18 protein-coding genes are annotated in these 17,353 nt (G+C 43.1%); 7 read left to right on the forward strand and 11 right to left on the reverse strand.

What is annotated here, in order from left to right; genetic code table 11:
* The first annotated feature begins 110 nt into the window (after window positions 1-110).
* The 3 genes from map to GPA07_RS16000 all read left to right on the forward strand — a co-directional run bounded on the left by map (window position 111) and on the right by GPA07_RS16000 (window position 1,416).
* Complete coding sequence (gene map / locus GPA07_RS15995) at window positions 111-860, forward strand: type I methionyl aminopeptidase (RefSeq protein ID WP_008357679.1); 750 nt, start codon at window positions 111-113, stop codon at window positions 858-860.
* 123 nt (window positions 861-983) lie between these two features.
* The gene (locus tag GPA07_RS18690) at window positions 984-1,145 is read left to right on the forward strand and encodes a hypothetical protein (protein WP_008357678.1); all 162 of its coding nucleotides are present in this window, start codon (window positions 984-986) and stop codon (window positions 1,143-1,145) included.
* 133 nt (window positions 1,146-1,278) lie between these two features.
* On the forward strand, window positions 1,279-1,416 hold the full coding sequence (locus GPA07_RS16000) for a YflJ family protein (RefSeq protein ID WP_008357676.1): 138 nt from the start codon (window positions 1,279-1,281) through the stop codon (window positions 1,414-1,416).
* 40 nt (window positions 1,417-1,456) lie between these two features.
* Here GPA07_RS16000 and GPA07_RS16005 read toward each other — a convergent pair whose 3' ends face one another.
* The gene (locus GPA07_RS16005) at window positions 1,457-2,107 is read right to left on the reverse strand and encodes an MOSC domain-containing protein (RefSeq protein WP_008357674.1); all 651 of its coding nucleotides are present in this window, start codon (window positions 2,105-2,107) and stop codon (window positions 1,457-1,459) included.
* Window positions 2,108-2,229: 122 nt separating this feature from the next.
* On the opposite strand from GPA07_RS16005, the gene GPA07_RS16010 reads away from it, so the two are divergent.
* Window positions 2,230-2,502, forward strand: coding sequence for an acylphosphatase (locus GPA07_RS16010; RefSeq protein ID WP_034738815.1), 273 nt, complete (start codon window positions 2,230-2,232; stop codon window positions 2,500-2,502).
* A 216-nt stretch (window positions 2,503-2,718) separates the two neighbouring features.
* Here GPA07_RS16010 and GPA07_RS16015 read toward each other — a convergent pair whose 3' ends face one another.
* The 7 genes from GPA07_RS16015 to GPA07_RS16045 form a co-directional block, all read right to left on the reverse strand.
* Window positions 2,719-3,828, reverse strand: coding sequence for a nitric oxide synthase oxygenase (locus tag GPA07_RS16015; protein WP_008361861.1), 1,110 nt, complete (start codon window positions 3,826-3,828; stop codon window positions 2,719-2,721).
* 104 nt (window positions 3,829-3,932) lie between these two features.
* Entirely contained in the window at window positions 3,933-4,235 is a 303-nt protein-coding gene (locus tag GPA07_RS16020) for a virulence activator alpha C-terminal domain-containing protein (protein ID WP_232532062.1), read from the reverse strand.
* A 17-nt stretch (window positions 4,236-4,252) separates the two neighbouring features.
* Window positions 4,253-5,884, reverse strand: coding sequence for a M14 family metallopeptidase (locus GPA07_RS16025; RefSeq protein ID WP_157292958.1), 1,632 nt, complete (start codon window positions 5,882-5,884; stop codon window positions 4,253-4,255).
* Window positions 5,885-6,064: 180 nt separating this feature from the next.
* On the reverse strand, window positions 6,065-7,363 hold the full coding sequence (locus GPA07_RS16030) for an Mg(2+)/citrate complex secondary transporter CitM (RefSeq protein WP_157292959.1): 1,299 nt from the start codon (window positions 7,361-7,363) through the stop codon (window positions 6,065-6,067).
* A 190-nt stretch (window positions 7,364-7,553) separates the two neighbouring features.
* Window positions 7,554-8,531, reverse strand: a complete 978-nt coding sequence (locus tag GPA07_RS16035; protein ID WP_008361857.1) for a tripartite tricarboxylate transporter substrate binding protein — start codon at window positions 8,529-8,531, stop codon at window positions 7,554-7,556.
* Between the two features lie 3 nt (window positions 8,532-8,534).
* The gene (locus tag GPA07_RS16040) at window positions 8,535-9,233 is read right to left on the reverse strand and encodes a response regulator (protein WP_157292960.1); all 699 of its coding nucleotides are present in this window, start codon (window positions 9,231-9,233) and stop codon (window positions 8,535-8,537) included.
* Between the two features lie 3 nt (window positions 9,234-9,236).
* A complete protein-coding gene (locus GPA07_RS16045) occupies window positions 9,237-10,832 on the reverse strand; it encodes a sensor histidine kinase (protein WP_008361855.1) in 1,596 nt (531 codons plus the stop codon).
* Between the two features lie 233 nt (window positions 10,833-11,065).
* Between GPA07_RS16045 and GPA07_RS16050 the strand changes: the two genes are divergently transcribed.
* A complete protein-coding gene (locus tag GPA07_RS16050; protein WP_157292061.1) occupies window positions 11,066-12,418 on the forward strand; it encodes an IS1182 family transposase in 1,353 nt (450 codons plus the stop codon).
* A 130-nt stretch (window positions 12,419-12,548) separates the two neighbouring features.
* On the opposite strand, the gene GPA07_RS16055 is transcribed toward GPA07_RS16050, so the two are convergent.
* The 3 genes from GPA07_RS16055 to GPA07_RS16065 form a co-directional block, all read right to left on the reverse strand.
* A complete protein-coding gene (locus GPA07_RS16055) occupies window positions 12,549-14,819 on the reverse strand; it encodes an exosporium glycoprotein BclB-related protein (RefSeq protein WP_232532063.1) in 2,271 nt (756 codons plus the stop codon).
* 89 nt (window positions 14,820-14,908) lie between these two features.
* On the reverse strand, window positions 14,909-15,121 hold the full coding sequence (locus tag GPA07_RS16060) for a bifunctional 5-amino-6-(5-phosphoribosylamino)uracil reductase/diaminohydroxyphosphoribosylaminopyrimidine deaminase (protein WP_008355895.1): 213 nt from the start codon (window positions 15,119-15,121) through the stop codon (window positions 14,909-14,911).
* An 81-nt stretch (window positions 15,122-15,202) separates the two neighbouring features.
* The gene (locus GPA07_RS16065; protein ID WP_034738326.1) at window positions 15,203-15,550 is read right to left on the reverse strand and encodes a YflT domain-containing protein; all 348 of its coding nucleotides are present in this window, start codon (window positions 15,548-15,550) and stop codon (window positions 15,203-15,205) included.
* A 221-nt stretch (window positions 15,551-15,771) separates the two neighbouring features.
* Between GPA07_RS16065 and GPA07_RS16070 the strand changes: the two genes are divergently transcribed.
* The gene (locus GPA07_RS16070) at window positions 15,772-16,149 is read left to right on the forward strand and encodes a YfmB family protein (protein WP_034738324.1); all 378 of its coding nucleotides are present in this window, start codon (window positions 15,772-15,774) and stop codon (window positions 16,147-16,149) included.
* A 122-nt stretch (window positions 16,150-16,271) separates the two neighbouring features.
* On the forward strand, window positions 16,272-17,276 hold the full coding sequence (locus GPA07_RS16075) for an NADP-dependent oxidoreductase (protein ID WP_157292962.1): 1,005 nt from the start codon (window positions 16,272-16,274) through the stop codon (window positions 17,274-17,276).
* Window positions 17,277-17,353: the final 77 nt, after the last annotated feature.

Raw genomic sequence — 17,353 nt, forward strand, 5'->3', positions numbered from 1 at the left:
TTATCTATACCAATTTGTCCATATTGAGTTGAAATCCACCCTTTACTCTTTTGGCGTAAAATGTGGTAAGCTATTGAATAGACTGAAGTTATAGAAAGCGGGAATGAACAGTGATTGTCAAACATGATCATGAGTTAGAAGCCTTAAAAAAAGTCGGCCGAATTGTCGCTTTGGCAAGAGAAGAAATGAAAAGCCAAGCGAAGCCAGGCATGACTACAAAAGAATTAGATTTGATTGGGAAAAAAATTTTAGAAGAACATGGAGCCAATTCGGCGCCTGAAAAGGAATATGACTTCCCTGGTACGACTTGTATCAGCGTTAACGATGAAGTTGCACACGGCATCCCGAGTGATAAAACCATTTTACAAGAGGGTGACCTCATTAATATTGATATCTCGGCAGAACTGGATGGATATTATTCCGATACTGGAATTTCCTTCGTATTAGGCACAGGTGATGCTCGTCTTGAAGCATTATGCCAATGTGCAGAGGATGCATTCCTTGAGGGATTGAAGCATGCGAAAGCGGGCAAAAGACAAAACCAAATTGGCCGTGCGGTCTACAACACGGCAAAAGAGCAAGGGTTTACAGTCATTAAAAACCTGACTGGACACGGCATTGGAAAGAGCTTGCACGAAGCACCGAATCATATTTTGAACTACTATGACCCATTCGACAATGCTTTATTTAAAAATGGCACTGTCATTGCTTTTGAGCCTTTCATTTCAACAAATGCTGAATCCATTTATCAGGCTGATGATGGCTGGACATTTAAAACACCTGATAAGAGCCTGGTCGCACAGATTGAGCATACGATTGTGATCACAAAAGACGAACCGATTATTTTAACAAAGCTGTAAGCAAGCGAATCCCCTCCTTCACTGGAGGGGATTTTTTCGTGTCCCTTTCACGAATCTGTCACGACTAAACAAAAACCCCTGTGGTAAAATAGGCAAAGATATGTGAAAGGGGTCTTATTTGATATGTGGTTCATCATCATAGGTGTCATCTTTTTCATCGAAAGTATGATCTTAACGGTTGTGGGTTTCAAGAAAAAACAATCCATGATGACGTATCTTGGCGTTGTCTTGATGATTATGACGATCGGTATGATCATTGTCACCCTCAACCCGCCAAATTCATAATTCATCATTTCCAGCATATACATGGATCATAGGCAGATAGAATCAGTTTTCATTTCTTCACACCTGCACACTTTTCACGTCTTTTTTTGAGATGTTACAATGCAGGCAGTTTCATTGAAAGGAGTTTTCTATCGTGCATTATGGTAGCAAAGGCTGGTATGTCGAAGAATTAAAGAAGCTTGGTGTGACCAAGCATGAAGGAAGAAAGCTTCAAAGCTTTAAAACCTATTTCCTTGCAAATCTTCTTGAGCAAAAGAAACTTAGCTCATAAATGTTGAAAAGCCGTACATCTAGTGTGATGTACGGCTTTTTTAAATGTGCTCAATTCGTTTTTCTAAAGACGTCCTCACCACATCTGCCAAGGCATCTGCTTCAAGAACGGCTTTCAGCCTCTTTGGATCTGCTGGACGATATTTGACTTCGTTGACTTCGTGGACCGTGATGGAATGGGGCGCTTTTTCGACTAACACAAGTGATTCATCAGGTGAGACCATTCCTTCTTTCAACACACGTAAATAAAAGCCTGTATATCCGGTTTGCTGCACTTCCTTCACAAGCTTCATGTTGCCGTGCTTAAGCGAAAGCTTCACACACGGCTGTCTTGGCTGACTGACCTCAACAAGCGCTTCTCCTAGCTGAAACACATCTCCAATACGCACTTCTGTCTCCACAAGCTGATGTACTGTCAAATTCTCGCCAAAAGCTGCCTCCTGTAACGAAACGCCTAAAAATTCCTCGAAGTAAGCATAGTGATCATATGGAAAGACGCAGATGGCTTTATCATAGCCCCCGTGATGAACCAAATCACCCTGACCGTCTCCCTCAAAATGAAGCTTGCTCAAATAGACAGGCTCGTGAATACGCTTTTTATTGATGGCTGTTTTGATTTCTTTTCCATTCGCATAGGTGGTGATAGGTAGTCCTACTTGTATTCCTTCGATGTCATACCTTGTCTGCCCCACTCTCACCATCTCCTTTGATTGTCTGATTGCTTTTATTTTACATGCTTTGACAGTCAAAGCATAGTCGGTTCGTGAAGGTCAGACGATGGCTATGGTACGATGAGGAAAAAGGAGAGATGACATTGATTCATTATCATGCCATTGTAAAAGGTCGGGTGCAAGGAGTCGGGTTTCGTTATTTTGTCCAAGCAGAAGCCATGAATCGAGGGATGAAAGGCTGGGTGCGCAACACAGATGAAGGTCATGTCGAGTTGAAAGTCGAAGGTGAACCGCAAGAGGTAAATGACTTCTTAGAAGCCGTCCGAAAAGGAAGCCGTTTTTCAAAAGTGACAGATATGCAGATAGAGCCGCTCACCGAGTTAGCCCATTATCAGGATTTTCGGATAAGAGGGTAGCTAGTGACTCTTTCTGATGATCAAATAAAGCAGTTATAACAAAAAAAACTAGCTATTCGCTAGTTCAGCGTGTAGACAAACCCTCGCATTCGGTGTCAGTCCTGCGTGCCGGTACTCGTCCTTCCTAGACTGCAAAGGTTTTCATGTCACGCTGAAAAGAAGACAAAGGGCTAAAATAAAGTTCATTTTAGCCCTTTGTCAACAATCTGAACCTAGCTATTCGCTAGGTTCTGTTTCATGATAAGGCTTGTCCTGATAAAAGTAATTCGGTTTCACAATCGTATTGTCGTAGCCGCGATGGAAGATATGCGTAGCAGCAGGTGAGACTGGCGGAATGAGCCATGTCCAGTCACCTGTCAGTTTGCGGTCGGCCTTTTCTTCCTGTTTTTCAAACTGCTTGAATTGATGGGCTGCTGTATGGTGATCCACAATGGTTACCCCTGCCTCACGATAGGAGTGAAGAACCGCCACATTCAATTCAACAATGGCTTTGTCCTTCCAAAGCGACACATTCTTTGTCGTGTCCAGTCCTAAAATAGAAGCGACTTTTTTCAACATATTGTAGCGATTTTCATCAGCTAGATTACGTGCACCAATTTCTGTGCCCATATACCAGCCGTTAAACGGTGCGGCGTTGTAATGAATGCCGCCAATTTCTAACTTCATATCAGAGATAATCGGCACAGCATACCATTTCAGTCCTAAATCACGAAATCCATCATATTCAGGATGGGTGATCTCGACTTCTTGGACGATTTCTTTCGGAAGCTCATACAGAACGGGCGGCTGATCCTTTAGCTGAAACATAAGAGGCAGAAGATCAAAATGTGTACCCTCTCCTTTCCAGCCATGGGCTTCACATAACTTGGTTAATTCAAGTGATGCCTCGTCCCCAATGATGCCATATTCCGTCTCATATCCCGCATAGCGAATGAGCTGATGATTATAGATAACGACTTCCTTACGTCCCTTATTCTCTGGTGGAAAGATTGTAATGGACGGTTTGATTTTCCCGCCATTTGTCGCATACTCAATATGATGAAAGAGTGCCTCTTTCACCTCATCTGCTGTCTTCACATGCCGGCAGTCATGAACATGCAGCGTTGACCAAAACAAACGGCCAATGCAGCGGTTGCTATTGCGCCATGCCATTTTCGCCCCATGAGATAATTCTTCCGGCGTATGAGTATAAATGCCTTCAGACTCTATTTCTTTTTTTATTTCATGCAGACGTGCTGCTTTTTCTTCATTTGACTTGCCTAATTCTTCATAGCATAAAGAAATAAAAGCTTCTGCTTCATTCCACAACACTTCTTGGTTACTCAAACATACTCGCCTCACTTTAATACGAATATATCCATTGTAGCGGTTTCCTTTAATAAATTCACTTGTTTCAACCCATTTTTTATCATATCATCCGACAATTGTCCTTAGACAATGAATGAATCAATGATCTCAAGGGTCTTTTGGAGCCAGCGAACATATCCTTTTTCCCTTTCAATGGCTCTTGACAGCACTAAATAATGCCCGAATTGTACTGAATGCAGCGATTGGGCAGATGGGTCTTCCTCTGTTAAAGCGTTCAGCTTCTGTTCCAGCATCTCTACTTTCTTCGTTCGCTCTAGCACTGATGGGCAAACAGGCTGGCCGCTTCTGTTTTGTCCATAGATGAAATAAGAGCTGGACGAAAATAGAAAAAGCGGCACGCATTGTGCCGCTTTTAGCTTGTTCACAGAGAGGTAACCCCTTTTTATTGAATCCCTAGCGTCTTCTGATGAAGCAAGAACCGATAGACTGGCAGTTCATCGCCTGTTTTTGAAGCGATAAATCCTGATGACATATAGCTGTCCTTTGATTCTGGTTCAAGGGCAAGTGACAATAAATTGGTCTCTGGCTGTGCAGTCACATACACCTTCGTTCCTTTTGGCAGCTGACGTTTCTTTTCAACGAGTCTCGTTTCAAGCTGAATATCGGTTGAGCTCTTTTCCTCTCGTTTTGTCACCTGATAGGCTTGTACCGGTACTTTCATGCCAACAGGCAATGTCACACTTTTTAACCCTAAAGTTCTGAGCTTTCTCTCTACCCCTTCATGTCCTGGGAGAATGAGATAAGCTGTCGGCCGTTCTCTTGTCAGTATAGGAACTGCATCACTCGCACTATGAAAACGTACAGGGACATGGGTGGTCTGTCCTTTTTCAATATCCACCATTTCCAGCGAATCGTTCACAGGAGCCTTGAAATCATCTTGTATGACCACTTGATCATCATCATTTGGTTGAAGACCTTTTTTCACCAGTTTCAGCCGCTCCGTCACCATTTGCTGCTTCACCTGCTTGGCATGCTTCACCGTTGTCCCAATGATTTTTTCATGCGTAATGACCTGTGCTGCGACGCGCCGGGTAAAGTTCTCTCTGCCAATTCCAATCCCCCTGCTTTCTACAAGAAACGATAGGGCTGGTGAGAGTGCAAGAGCATTTCGGCCAATCCGTGCATCGGTTCCGCCTTCATAAAGGTCGATCTTTCCATCCTTCCCTCTTGTGTTTGTATAATATAAATCGTTAGAAAACCCTTTATTCGTCAGCGTCTCACGCACTCCGTTGACGTATAATTCATTTGATGTTAAACGAATGCTTTCAGGGATGTTCAAATTCTTACCTGATAATATGAGCAGATCGTGATATTTCAGCGCACCTGATGGGCCAATATCTTCAAACTGCTTTTGACCTACATCATATTCATGAGCATCAATGACCACCTCTGGCGCATAACGATTAAATTCTTCATGCAGGGCTATCAGTTCTGGAGATTCTAGTGTCATGTGATCACGGTTGCCATCCATTCCGTTTGCAAGCCTGCGGTCAAATGCATAAGAACCATCTGGATTGATTCTTGGGACAATGATGACGTTCACATGGCTAAGTATACGCTCCCCCTCATCACCTGCTAGTCGTTTGGCGATGACAAGAGCTGATTCACCGGAGGCTGGTTCATTTCCGTGTATTTGTGCTTGCAGCCAGATCGTTGGCTTTTTTGACAGTGGAGAGATGTGACGATCCTTTGTAAAGTAGATAGCTGGAATGGATCTGCCTTCAATGGATGTTCCAATCTGTTTCTGCGTAGCATAAGGACTTTTACTGACAATGTCACGTAAGAAATCTTGAAGCTCTTCTTGTGTGGTAAATGCTTCTCCTTTTTTCTGAAAAGCAGGGGTATCGAACGTTTCGTCCGGCTCAGGATACAGCTTCTGAACCGAGGCTGGCTGTTCATAATTTTTTCCATAATAAGGGGTATCTGCATTCGCTGAAACTGGGGTCACCATTGACAAACTTCCTGCCATGAGGCATACAGCAGCAGAAAGAATCGCGCCTTTTTGTTTGGACATGCTATCCTCTCCCTTCGTTGATTTGCATTATAAAGAAAAAAACAGCAAAAGTGTCAGCATTTTTCAAAAATATAACTTTTGGAGGAATCAAACAGCCCTTTATATAGGGCAAATGAATGGATCTCACCCAGCAATAGGACCTAAAAAAGAGTGCCTGCATGGCAGCAGACACTCTTCTCATTACCAGATAGAAATGGCTCCAATGAGAACCGCCATAACCGTCATGGCGACGACTGCAAGTACAGCCCATTTCATCCCAAATTTCTGATGCTGATCCAGTGATACCCCAACAAGTCCAACAAGTAAATGAGTCGATGGAACAAGTGGACTTAACATATGAATCGGCTGACCAATAATAGATGCTCTCGCAATCTCAATTTTATCGACACCGTATGCCGCCGCTGTTTCTGATAGGATCGGCAGTACCCCGTAAAAATATGCATCATTCGGCATAAAGAACGTAAATATCCCGCTTGTTAACGCGACAATGACTGGAATAAATCCGCCAAGCTGTTCTGGAATAGCCGATACAATCGAAATCGCCATTTCATCAACCATTTTCGTCCCAGTTAAGATGCCTGTAAAAACACCGGCCGCAAAGATCATTGAAGCAATGGCTAAAACGTTTGTTGAATGAGCCGCAATCCGCTCACGTTGCTGCTCTAAATTCGGATAGTTCACGATAATGGCGACACAGAAAGCAAGAACAAACAGAACCGTTAAGCTGACTTTTCCTGATACAAGCAATAGGACCAATAATAAAGTCAGTGTCAGGTTAAACCACCAAAGTTTTGGGCGTTTGATGTCATCTTGCAGGGCCGCTGCCATTTCATTTGCATGAATCGGCTGGTCGAGCTCAATCACACCAAGGCGTTTTCTTTCGGCTTTTCCAAGAAAGTAAGCAACTACGACCATACTGAGAATCCCTGCACCAATGACTGGAATCATCGGCCCAAATAATAGTGATGGATCGACGCCAAGAGCACTCGCCGCTCTAGGTGTTGCTCCTCCCCATGGGATCGTATTCATAATCCCCATTCCAACACCCGCAATACCTGCTAGAATAATTGGCCGAATGCCAAGCAGTGTAAATAACGGAAGCATGGCTGTTGTTGTAATCATATACGTTGTGGTTCCATCTCCGTCGAGCGCGACAAGCATCGTCAGCACCGCTGTCCCGACAACAATTTTTAATGGATCGCCTTTAACAATTCTTAAAATTTTCGCCACCATTGGATCAAATAAACCCGCATCAATCATAATCCCGAAGTACAAAATGGCAAACATGATCATGACCGCCGTAGGTGCAACTTGCTGGACGCCTTTCACAATCATGTCTGAAATTTCTGTAAAATGAAAACCTGCAATAAGAGCAAATGCAATCGGTGTTAATACCAATGCCGTTAAAACAGACATACGTTTTGTCATAATCAATACCATAAATACAATCATCATAAGAAATCCTAAGATCGCTAACACGTTGTTCACCCCTTATTTTGTATACGCTTTCATTAATATTGGTATCCCATTTCCAACCCTTTCTGTCATGATATCTGACGCCTGAATTGAAGTAAATATTATGAATTTTAATTCTTTTTCGGTCGATAAATGCTTTTTGTTCATTTTGTGCAATTGTTGCCGTTTGTTGATTCCATGAAAAAAAGCGGCCTCACCTGACCGCTTTTTCTCCTTGTATGAACTGTTCATAACGTCTTAATTGATCTTCCATAAAGACCTTTGCTTCTTTACTGTTCATATACCGGCCTGTCCAGCCTTTTTGTTTCAACTGCTTTTTCCATGACTTGGTTTGTGTCATTTTTTGAAGAAGCTGATCCCATTCACGAATGTCGTGCTGATTCATTTGCTTTGGTCCCATCACACCACGCCAATGAGAAAAGGTGAGCGGGATTCCCTGCTCTTTCCAAGTAGGTACATCTTTAAATCCCTCTAAACGCTGATTCGTTGTGGTCGCGACGAGCTTTAGCCTTTTCTTTTCATAATCATGGCGAACCTCTGTAATGGTTGTCGTTGCTGCATCCACTTCATGAGCAATGAGTGCCTGAAATAAATCATCTGCACTGTCAAACTTCAAAAATTGAATGCGATATGGATCAATTCCTGCCATTTCGGCAGCCCGTGCGAATGAGATTTGATCATCATTCCCAAAGTCCGGGGCAAACCCAATTTTTAAGGAATCCGGTTTTTTCTTTAGTGCGTTTAACAGCTCTTTCCCATTTGAGAAAGGAGAATCAACAGGCACTGCGACGACTTGCCACTCCTCTGCAAGAATGGCGAGCGGGGTCACATCATTCATGGTCACGTTACTGCTGCCAAGCAAATTACGGCTTAATAATAGGCTTGAATTTAAACTAATATAATTGGCCTCTCGCTCCATCATGTAGGTCCATCCTTTATCGACCGTACCACCTCTTTGATAAAGAATATTCACAGGCTGCTTCACCAGCTTTTCTTGCTCTAGCACGGATTTCATCACTTGGGCCGTTTGGTCAAATCCGCCGTCAGGTACACCTGATACCACAATGTATAATGGGCTGTTTTGCAGGAAAGAATCTTTTGCTGTTTTTTCATTAAAGGTGAGCGTCATACAAAGGCAGGTCATGATGAGGAGAAGGATTCCTTTTTTCATCTTTTATGACTCCAATTGCTTTTTGGCAGGATAATATTTACGTTCTGGTCTGCCAATGATTCCATACGCAAGCTCTGCCCGGCATTCTCCCGTTGTGACAAGATACTCTACGTATCGTCTCGCTGTTGTGCGTGATGCGCCCATTTTTTCTCCGAGTTCTTCCGCTGTGATCCCGCTATTCTCTGATGCCATCAATGTTTTCACTTTATCCAAGGTGAGTGAATTAATGCCTGTTGGCAGGTCGCGGTCATCCTTTTGTTTTGGTTCTTCCTGCATCTGCCCAAAAAACAGATCAATCATCGTTTGATTGACTTCATCCTTTGAGTTAATCAAGTCTTTCTTTTCTTTATATTCGGTTAAGACCTGCGTGAATTTTTGAGCTGTCACCGGTTTGATTAAATAATGAACCACGCCATAATGAAGGGCGTCTCTTAGCAGCTTCGTTTCCGTTGCAGCCGTGATAATGATCACATCCACTTCAGGATGGCGCTCTCTTAAAAGCGGCAAAAGGTGAGTGCCAAGCTCATCAGGCATATACACATCAAGCAAAATCAGATCCACCTGTTCTTTTTGAAGTGCCTCCCACATATCCTTTGCACTCTTTGCCTTTGCGGCGACTTGAAAGCCTTCTATCTTTTGTATATAAGATTCATGAATGGCAGCGATTCGAAAATCATCCTCCGCAATGAGTACCTTCATCACAATCTATTCCCCCTTTGTGCCTTTCGGTATGTATACAGTGAAGATGGCACCGCCTTCTTTTTGGTTCTGTACTTCAATCCAGCCCCCAAGTTCGTCCAATACCTCTTTGACATTGGCAAGTCCAAAGCCTCGCCCTTCTCCCTTTGATGAATGACCTCTTGTGAAAAGTTGTGAAATGGCTCCTTCATTGACACCATCCCCTGAATCAGACACCTCTATGATAATATCAAATCCAATATCTGTGATGAACAGGACTACTTCTCTCTTCTCCTTATTCAATACAGCCTCAAACGCATTGTCTACGAGATTGCCAATAATCGTGATAAAGTGAGATATACTCAAATGTGCGGGAAGCGGCTCCAATGAACTGTTTTCATCAATGTGAAAATGAATCTTTTTCTCAGATGCCTTTCCTAACTTGCCGAGTAAAATGGCTTGTATTTTTGGAGAGCGAATTTGCTTCATGAGTAAATCGTGCTGACGATTTTGAATTGTATATTCTTCTTTAATGAAGTCAATGGCTTCATCCACTTGTTTCAGCTCAAGCAAACCTAAAATGGCGTACAGCTTATTTGAAAATTCGTGTGTTTGTGCTCTTAGGTCTTCTGAATATTGGCTTACCTCTGTTAATGTATCCAGCAGCTTCGTCAGCTCTGTTTTCTCCCTGAAGCTCACAATCCCCCCGAATACTCGATTGTCCTGCATCACTTTTTTTACATTTAACACAAAGGTTTTATCATTGACGACGGTTTCTATGTTAGGTTCAATCGTCTCTATCTTTAGATAGGATAGAAGATTGGCATTTGGCAACACTTGATCAATATGAAGAGGCAGCGTTGAAGAGACGCGTAGCATCTGTTCGGCTGACGTATTCATCATTGTAATTGCACCTTTGCGGTCAAACGCAATGATGCCCTCTTTAATCGCGTGCAGCATCGCTTCTCTTTCTCGATATAATGAGGCAATTTCATGTGGTTCAAGCCCTAATGTATCTTTTCGAATACTTCTTGTTAAAAAAATAGCTCCAAAAACGCCAGGCAGCAAAACAAGAAGAGCGATATAACTCAATTTGAATAATTGATGGGCTGTCGCTTGGTCAATGTCTCTTTTTAAAAATTCGACGGTGACTGTGCCAATAATTTCTTCATGCTGTCCTGTTTCCTTCATAATCGGCGCACTGCCTCTGACGACGGTTTCACCATCAGAATCACCAGTTGATATAGAGGTTCCTCCAAATAGCAGGGTGCTCCTTCCTTCAGATACACTGATGGTTTCCCCTACATCCTCATGATTCGTATGAAAAAGGACCTTTCCTTTTTGATTGGTGATGAAGATAGCATGTGCTCTTACTTGCTCCCTCATCTGCTCAAGCACTGCCTGTTCTTCATTTTGGGACGCTCCGGTAGCCACCGATGTTTTAATGGGCGGCATATAGGATATCGTTCTAGCGGTTTGCACTGCCAGCTGTTCGGCTTGTCTCTGCCTTTCTGATGTTTGCAAAAAACCGAAACAAATCGTCAATAAGGCAATGACAACAAGCAAAAGCCCGATAATTAACCCCAAAATTTTCGTTTGTAAAGTGACTTTCCTTTTGCCCATCCTCACCGCGACAACCCCTAATTTCAGTAGATTCATAGAATAGACTCTAAGAAAATCATATCATTTTTTCTCACTAAGTTAAGAGAAAATTCATTCAATCAAAAAAGGATGACTCAGCATGGAGTCATCCCCAGGCTGTCGAGAAAATCTCGACAGCTTTAATTTTTTCCTTAAAGTTTCCATCCCCTCATTTTATAATAGAGAAAAGCCCACTAAAGGAAGGTGTTTTTCTCATGTTCCACACTAGAAATTCTTCTCAGCACGAAGCCGAATTTGTATTACTAGATCAACTGGTCGAAGAGGATCACCTGCTTCGTAAAATTGATCAGTACATTGATTTTTCATTTATCGTAGATAAAGTAAGACCGTATTATAGCGAGAATAAAGGTCGCCCTTCTCTTGATCCACTTATTTTGTTCAAAATGATGTTTATCGGATACCTGTACGGTATCCGTTCTGAAAGACAACTTGAAAAAGAAATTTACTATAACATGGCGTATAGATGGTTTTTAGGTTTGAACATCAATGACCCCGTTCCTCATCACTCGACCATTAGCTGGAATCGTCGTACTCGATTCAAAGATACAACGATTTTTCAAGACATTTTCGACGAGATCGTGCTTCAAGCTATCAATCATGATATGGTAGGAGGCCGCGTTCTTTTTACTGATTCAACTCATCTTAAAGCCAATGCCAATAAACATAAATATACGAGAAAAACGATTGAACAAGATACCCAGAACTATATAAATGATTTAGAAGAAGCGATCCAAGAAGATCGGATGGCACACGGAAAAAAGCCCTTAAAGGTAAAAGAGGAGGTGAAAACGGAAAAAGACATTCGTCAAAGTAAGACTGATCCTGAAAGTGGCTATCTTTATCGTGAAAACAAGCCAGAAGGCTTTTTCTACCTAGACCACCGTACAACAGATATGAAGTACAATATCATCACTGATGCTCATGTCACACCAGGTAATGTCCACGATTCTGTACCATATCTTGAACGACTGGATCACCAAATCGCACGATTTGGTTTTCAAGTAGAAGCTGTTGCCCTTGATTCTGGTTATTTGACAACCCCAATCTGTAAAGGTTTATCCGATCGACGTATTTTTGGTGTTATCGCACATAGACGCTTTCATCCAACAAGAGGATTATTTGAGAAGTGGAAATTTCAGTATGACTCTGAACACGATCACTACATATGCCCGAATGGTGAAAAGCTTTCATATACCACAACTGATCGAAAAGGCTATAGGTTCTACAAATCAGATCCCAAAAAATGTGCTTCGTGTCCTTTTCTTGAAAACTGTACAAGATCTAAAAATCATCAAAAGGTCATCTCAAGACATGTGTGGGAGGAACATAAAGAAAAGGTCAGACAAAATCGTCTGTCTCCCGCTGGAAAAGAGCTATACAAAAAAAGAAAAGAAAAAATAGAGCGAAGCTTTGCAGATTCAAAACAACTGCATGGGCTTCGCTACTGCCGGTTGAGGGGAAAACAAAATGTGAGTGAGCAAGTGCTTCTCACAGCTGCCTGTCAGAACATGAAGAAGATTGCCACACACCTAGCGAAGTTAGGCTAGGTGTGTGGGAGGCCTTTTTCATTCAATCTTATCCATCATACTTACGCTGAAAATAAAAAAGATTGTAGAAAAACATGAGTTTCTCTACAATCTGAGGATGACTCAGCATGGAGTCATCCCTGTTTGTTTTTTACGTGATGGATAAACCAGCACTTGCATAGCCTGCTACGGTATTCACTAAGGAAAGACCTGTAGCTGATGCAGAGAATACAACAAGCAATCTTGTTTGCGATGTGACTGGCACATTCAGATCAGTAGCAATGCCGGTTGCTATAGCACCTAGCGTTAAAATTCCGGTTAACGCTGGGTCCAGTGTGACGCTAGCTACTTGAGTAAAGCTGTTATTTGGTGTCGGTGAAGCAAACAGACTAGCCGTAACGGTAATACTCGTGCCAACTAAAGAAAGGCCTGCTGTCGTACTAAAATAGCCGGCAAAAGACGTAATGGTTCCATCCCTTGGAACTGAGAACGCCATGTTTAATAACGTTCCTGCGGCACCTGTTAAATCAATGATCCCGCCTACAATAGTGACACCTGTCGCTGAGCTGCCAAATCCGACCAAGCTAGATGTTCCAACGAGACCACCAGCAATTGTTGTCAAAACAGCCGGAGTACCAGATGCAAATGGAATAATCGCACTTGCTCCGGTTGCTCCTGTGGCGCCTGTATCTCCTGTTACACCAGTTGCTCCTGTGGCTCCTGTATCTCCTGTTACACCAGTTGCTCCTGTGGCTCCTGTATCTCCGGTTGCTCCTGTGGCGCCTGTGGCTCCTGTATCTCCGGTTGCTCCTGTGGCGCCTGTATCTCCGGTTGCTCCTGTGGCTCCTGTATCTCCTGTTACACCAGTTGCTCCTGTGGCTCCTGTATCTCCTGTTACACCAGTTGCTCCTGTGGCTCCTGTATCTCCGGTTGCACCAGTGACTCCTGTGGCTCCTGTATCTCCGGTTGCTCCTGTGGCTCCTGTATCTCCTGTTACACCAGTTGCTCCTGTGGCTCCTGTATCTCCGGTTGCTCCTGTGGCTCCTGTATCTCCGGTTGCTCCTGTGGCTCCTGTATCTCCGGTTACACCAGTTGCTCCTGTGGCTCCTGTATCTCCGGTTGCACCAGTGACTCCTGTGGCTCCTGTATCTCCGGTTGCACCAGTGACTCCTGTGGCTCCTGTATCTCCGGTTACACCAGTTGCTCCTGTGGCGCCTGTGGCTCCGGTTGCACCAGTTGCTCCCGTGGCTCCGGTTGCTCCCGTTTCACCTGTGCCGGTTGCTCCCGTTTCACCTGTTGCCCCGGTGGCTCCTACAGCGGCCAATAACGTATAGTCTGGTGATGTATCTGGTGTGCCTGTTGGCGGTGCTGTATTGACTAGGTATGTTCCACCTTCATATGTCACTACTTGACCTATTGGGTATGTTGGTGCTTCTGCCGCATCAAACGGCACGACTCCAGCTAGACCTACTCCCGTCGCTCCTGTATCACCTGTTGCGCCAGTTGTTCCTGTCACACCTGCAGCTGCCAATAATGTATAGTCTGGTGATGTATCTGGTGTGCCTGCTGGTGGTACTGTATTCACAAGATATGTTCCACCTTCATATGTCACTACTTGACCAACTGGATATGTTGGCGCTTCTGCTGCATCAAACGGCACGACTCCAGCTAGACCTACTCCCGTCGCTCCCGTATCACCTGTTGCCCCGGTGGCTCCTACAGCGGCCAATAACGTATAGTCTGGTGATATATCTGGTGTGCCTGCTGGCGGTGCTGTATTCACAAGATATGTTCCACCTTCATATGTCACTACTTGACCTTCTGGATATGTTGGCGCTTCTGCCGCATCAAACGGCACGACTCCAGCTAGACCTACTCCCGTCGCTCCTGTCGCACCCGTAGCGCCTGGGTCTCCCGTGACACCGGTTGCACCGGCAGCGGCTAACAGCGTATAATTCAACGACGTATCCGGCGTACCGATTGGCGGTATTGAATTCACCACATACGTACTGCCTTCGTACGTCACTACTTGACCTATTGGATATGTTGGGGCTGCCGCTTGATCAAATGCTACGATGCCCGTTAAACCTACGCCCGTTGGACCTGCTGGACCCGCTGGACCTACTGGGCCAACTGGACCTGCTGGACCTGCTGGACCTTTTCTTCCTCTTCCTCCATGTGATCCTTGAATGACACAAACACAAGGATCTTTTCCGCAACATGGATTTTTTACTAGCTTTTTTGACTTTCCTTTCTTACAACTATCACATTCCCAGCGATCATCCTTATACGCATCATACCAGCTTCCTTTTTGGTAGCGGTCTGTATGAGTTGGGTACATCTCTCCGCATTGTCTACACCTTCTCACGGAATCACCTCCATCCATCGTATTCATCATCATGTGGAAAATTGTATGTACCATTTTATTTTTATAAAAAATTTGAAAAGACCTTGCACTTCAGGCACAAGGTCTTTTCTTCATTGAACTCTCATCGTCATCATGAAATCTTTTTATACCATACTATATTCAACTTCTACTGGACGGATTGCCTCTTTTCGTTTTTCCACACCTTCTCCTTCAAAGTAAGAAGGTGCATCTTCCCCTCCGATAAAGGTGACATCTAAGTCATGACTTTGTACAGAAGTGTTGCTTCTAAAAATGACGCACTCACCTTCTTGACAGCTCCATTCATTCCTATTCAATTTCGAAATCACTTTCTTCATGATGTCTTCTGAACGGCATGGATAGGAAATGATGTCACACTGAAAGCCCCTTACAAAAGTAAGAGGCTTTTTAAGTGGCATTTATGCCCAGCTTTTCACTTTTTCATGGTCTGTTACAAAAAGAAGAACTTTTCCTTCATCTAGATGCTCTTCAAATGTCTCAGCTTCTTCTTTAGAGAAACCTATTTCATGAATTTTATTACGGAGCTCGTCGCCCTTTTTACTAAAGATATTTCCAACAGCATGCTTAAGTCCAACTTCTTTTGGACCTATCGTATTTGCATCTGCATTGCTTGCAATACGCTCTGTTCGATCATCGTCATGGGACAGAACATATATGTCCTCTCTTGCAACACCGAGTGCTTTTAGTTGCTCTACATCTCTTTGAAGTGTTTCATCATTTGAATACTCTCTTACAACAGGTTTCATTATATATTCCTCCTTTAACGTCTTACGAATCTTTTACCCGTCACTTTTGTCATTAAACCTTCCACTTGCACATCCATTTAGCGACATGTATTTACTGTGCCTATTGACTTATTTTTGACAAAATTCCCACATAAATGACTAAATTTTCTGAATTATCGTGTTCATTCCTCATGATTTGTTGTACAATTCATATACTGGAGGCTAGAAATGGGGTGGAGCTGATGTATTATTTTTCAGCTGAGCAGCAGTTTAATGCATGGGTTGTCAGTGATTTGGTGAAACAGCTTTTTCAAAAATGGCATCCTGAAGAATCAAAAGCAAAGCCGCTTACATTGTTTGCTGAACAGCACTTTCACATCTGCATTGATTATCTCTTTTCGATTATTATTAACATTGGAGATATCGAGTCAATCGAACAAGATCCACAAGACCTGTTGTCCTCATATTTGAATATCCTTTTTCCTTTTGTGACGCACGATATGATGAAAGCCTCCATGCAAAATGCAAATGAATATTTGTTAAAAGAACGTGATGCGGACGTGTATCAGCTGTTTGTTTCTCTCCCGCCGCTCCTTTCTGTCTCTCTTCAAAAAAAGTAGTCCCCTTCTTTTAGATGGTGACTGCTTTTTTGTATGTGTTTTGAAAAGATCGTATGTTTTGAATGAAAAGAAGCAATCATGTTAATGTAGATCTAGGATGCAAGTGAAAGGGAGGATTTGACATGAGTCAACAAAAGCAAATTCAATTAGCAAAACGTCCAAAAGGGTTACCTACAAAAGATGTTTTTCATTTTGAAACCGTTGATATACCAGTACCTCAAGATGGTGAAGTCTTGATTCAAACGAAATATGTGTCTGTAGATCCTTATATGAGGGGACGAATGCAGGATACAAAATCCTATACACCTCCGTTCAAGCTCAATGAAGTGATTCAGGGGGGTGTTGTCGGAGAAGTCATCGAGTCCAAATCACCTCAATTTAAAAAAGGTGACTTTGTTCTTGGATTCCTTGGCTGGCAAGAATACTCTACGGCCAAAGCAGAGTCTCTGACAAAAATTGATCCATCTATTGCGCCGTTATCTTATTACTTAGGGATTTTAGGCATGCCTGGACAAACAGCCTATTTTGGACTTCTTGCGATTGGTCAGCCAAAAGAAGGCGAAACCGTTGTCATCTCTGGAGCCGCTGGTGCCGTTGGTTCCGTTGTCGGACAGATCGCTAAAATCAAAGGCGCCCACGTCGTTGGCATTGCCGGATCTGATGATAAGCTGGCTTATTTAAAAGAGCTCGGCTTTGATGAAACCATTAATTATAAAACAACAAACGATTTAGATGATGCCATTGCAAAAGCTTGTCCAAACGGTGTCGATGTGTATTTTGACAATGTTGGCGGCGAAATCTCTGATGCCGTGATGAATCATTTGAACCGCTTTGCCCGTATTCCAGTCTGCGGCGCTATTTCTTCTTATAATATTAGCCCTAGCAAAGACATCGGACTGCGTGTACAAACAAAACTCATTAAAACAAGCGCATTGATGCAAGGCTTCATTGTTGCCAACTACGCTGATCGTTTTGAAGAGGCGGCAAAAGATCTCGCTCAATGGATAAAAGAAGACAAACTGACTTACAAAGAAACCATTATCGAAGGTTTTGACAACATTCCTGATGCGTTCCTTGGACTATTCAAAGGGGAAAATGTCGGAAAACAGCTTGTCAAAGTTTCATAACACCAAAAGGGCTAAAATGAACTTTATTTTAGCCCTTTTTCTTCTTTTCAGCGTGATAGAAAACCTTTGCAGTCTAG

The organism is Bacillus sp. ms-22 (assembly GCF_009759805.1).
Taxonomy (GTDB): domain Bacteria; phylum Bacillota; class Bacilli; order Bacillales; family Bacillaceae; genus Bacillus; species Bacillus xiamenensis.

What these genes read in the sequence shown, in the direction of transcription:
- GPA07_RS16025 (WP_157292958.1), bottom strand. Translation starts at nt 5,884, where the DNA reads ATGTCCAAACAAAAAGGCGCGATTCTTTCTGCTGCTGTATGCCTCATG.
- GPA07_RS16055 (WP_232532063.1), bottom strand. Translation starts at nt 14,819, where the DNA reads ATGGTACATACAATTTTCCACATGATGATGAATACGATGGATGGAGGT.
- GPA07_RS16070 (WP_034738324.1), top strand. Translation starts at nt 15,772, where the DNA reads ATGTATTATTTTTCAGCTGAGCAGCAGTTTAATGCATGGGTTGTCAGT.
- GPA07_RS16050 (WP_157292061.1), top strand. Translation starts at nt 11,066, where the DNA reads ATGTTCCACACTAGAAATTCTTCTCAGCACGAAGCCGAATTTGTATTA.
- GPA07_RS16075 (WP_157292962.1), top strand. Translation starts at nt 16,272, where the DNA reads ATGAGTCAACAAAAGCAAATTCAATTAGCAAAACGTCCAAAAGGGTTA.
- GPA07_RS16065 (WP_034738326.1), bottom strand. Translation starts at nt 15,550, where the DNA reads ATGAAACCTGTTGTAAGAGAGTATTCAAATGATGAAACACTTCAAAGA.
- GPA07_RS16045 (WP_008361855.1), bottom strand. Translation starts at nt 10,832, where the DNA reads ATGGGCAAAAGGAAAGTCACTTTACAAACGAAAATTTTGGGGTTAATT.
- GPA07_RS16035 (WP_008361857.1), bottom strand. Translation starts at nt 8,531, where the DNA reads ATGAAAAAAGGAATCCTTCTCCTCATCATGACCTGCCTTTGTATGACG.
- GPA07_RS16060 (WP_008355895.1), bottom strand. Translation starts at nt 15,121, where the DNA reads ATGAAGAAAGTGATTTCGAAATTGAATAGGAATGAATGGAGCTGTCAA.
- GPA07_RS18690 (WP_008357678.1), top strand. Translation starts at nt 984, where the DNA reads ATGTGGTTCATCATCATAGGTGTCATCTTTTTCATCGAAAGTATGATC.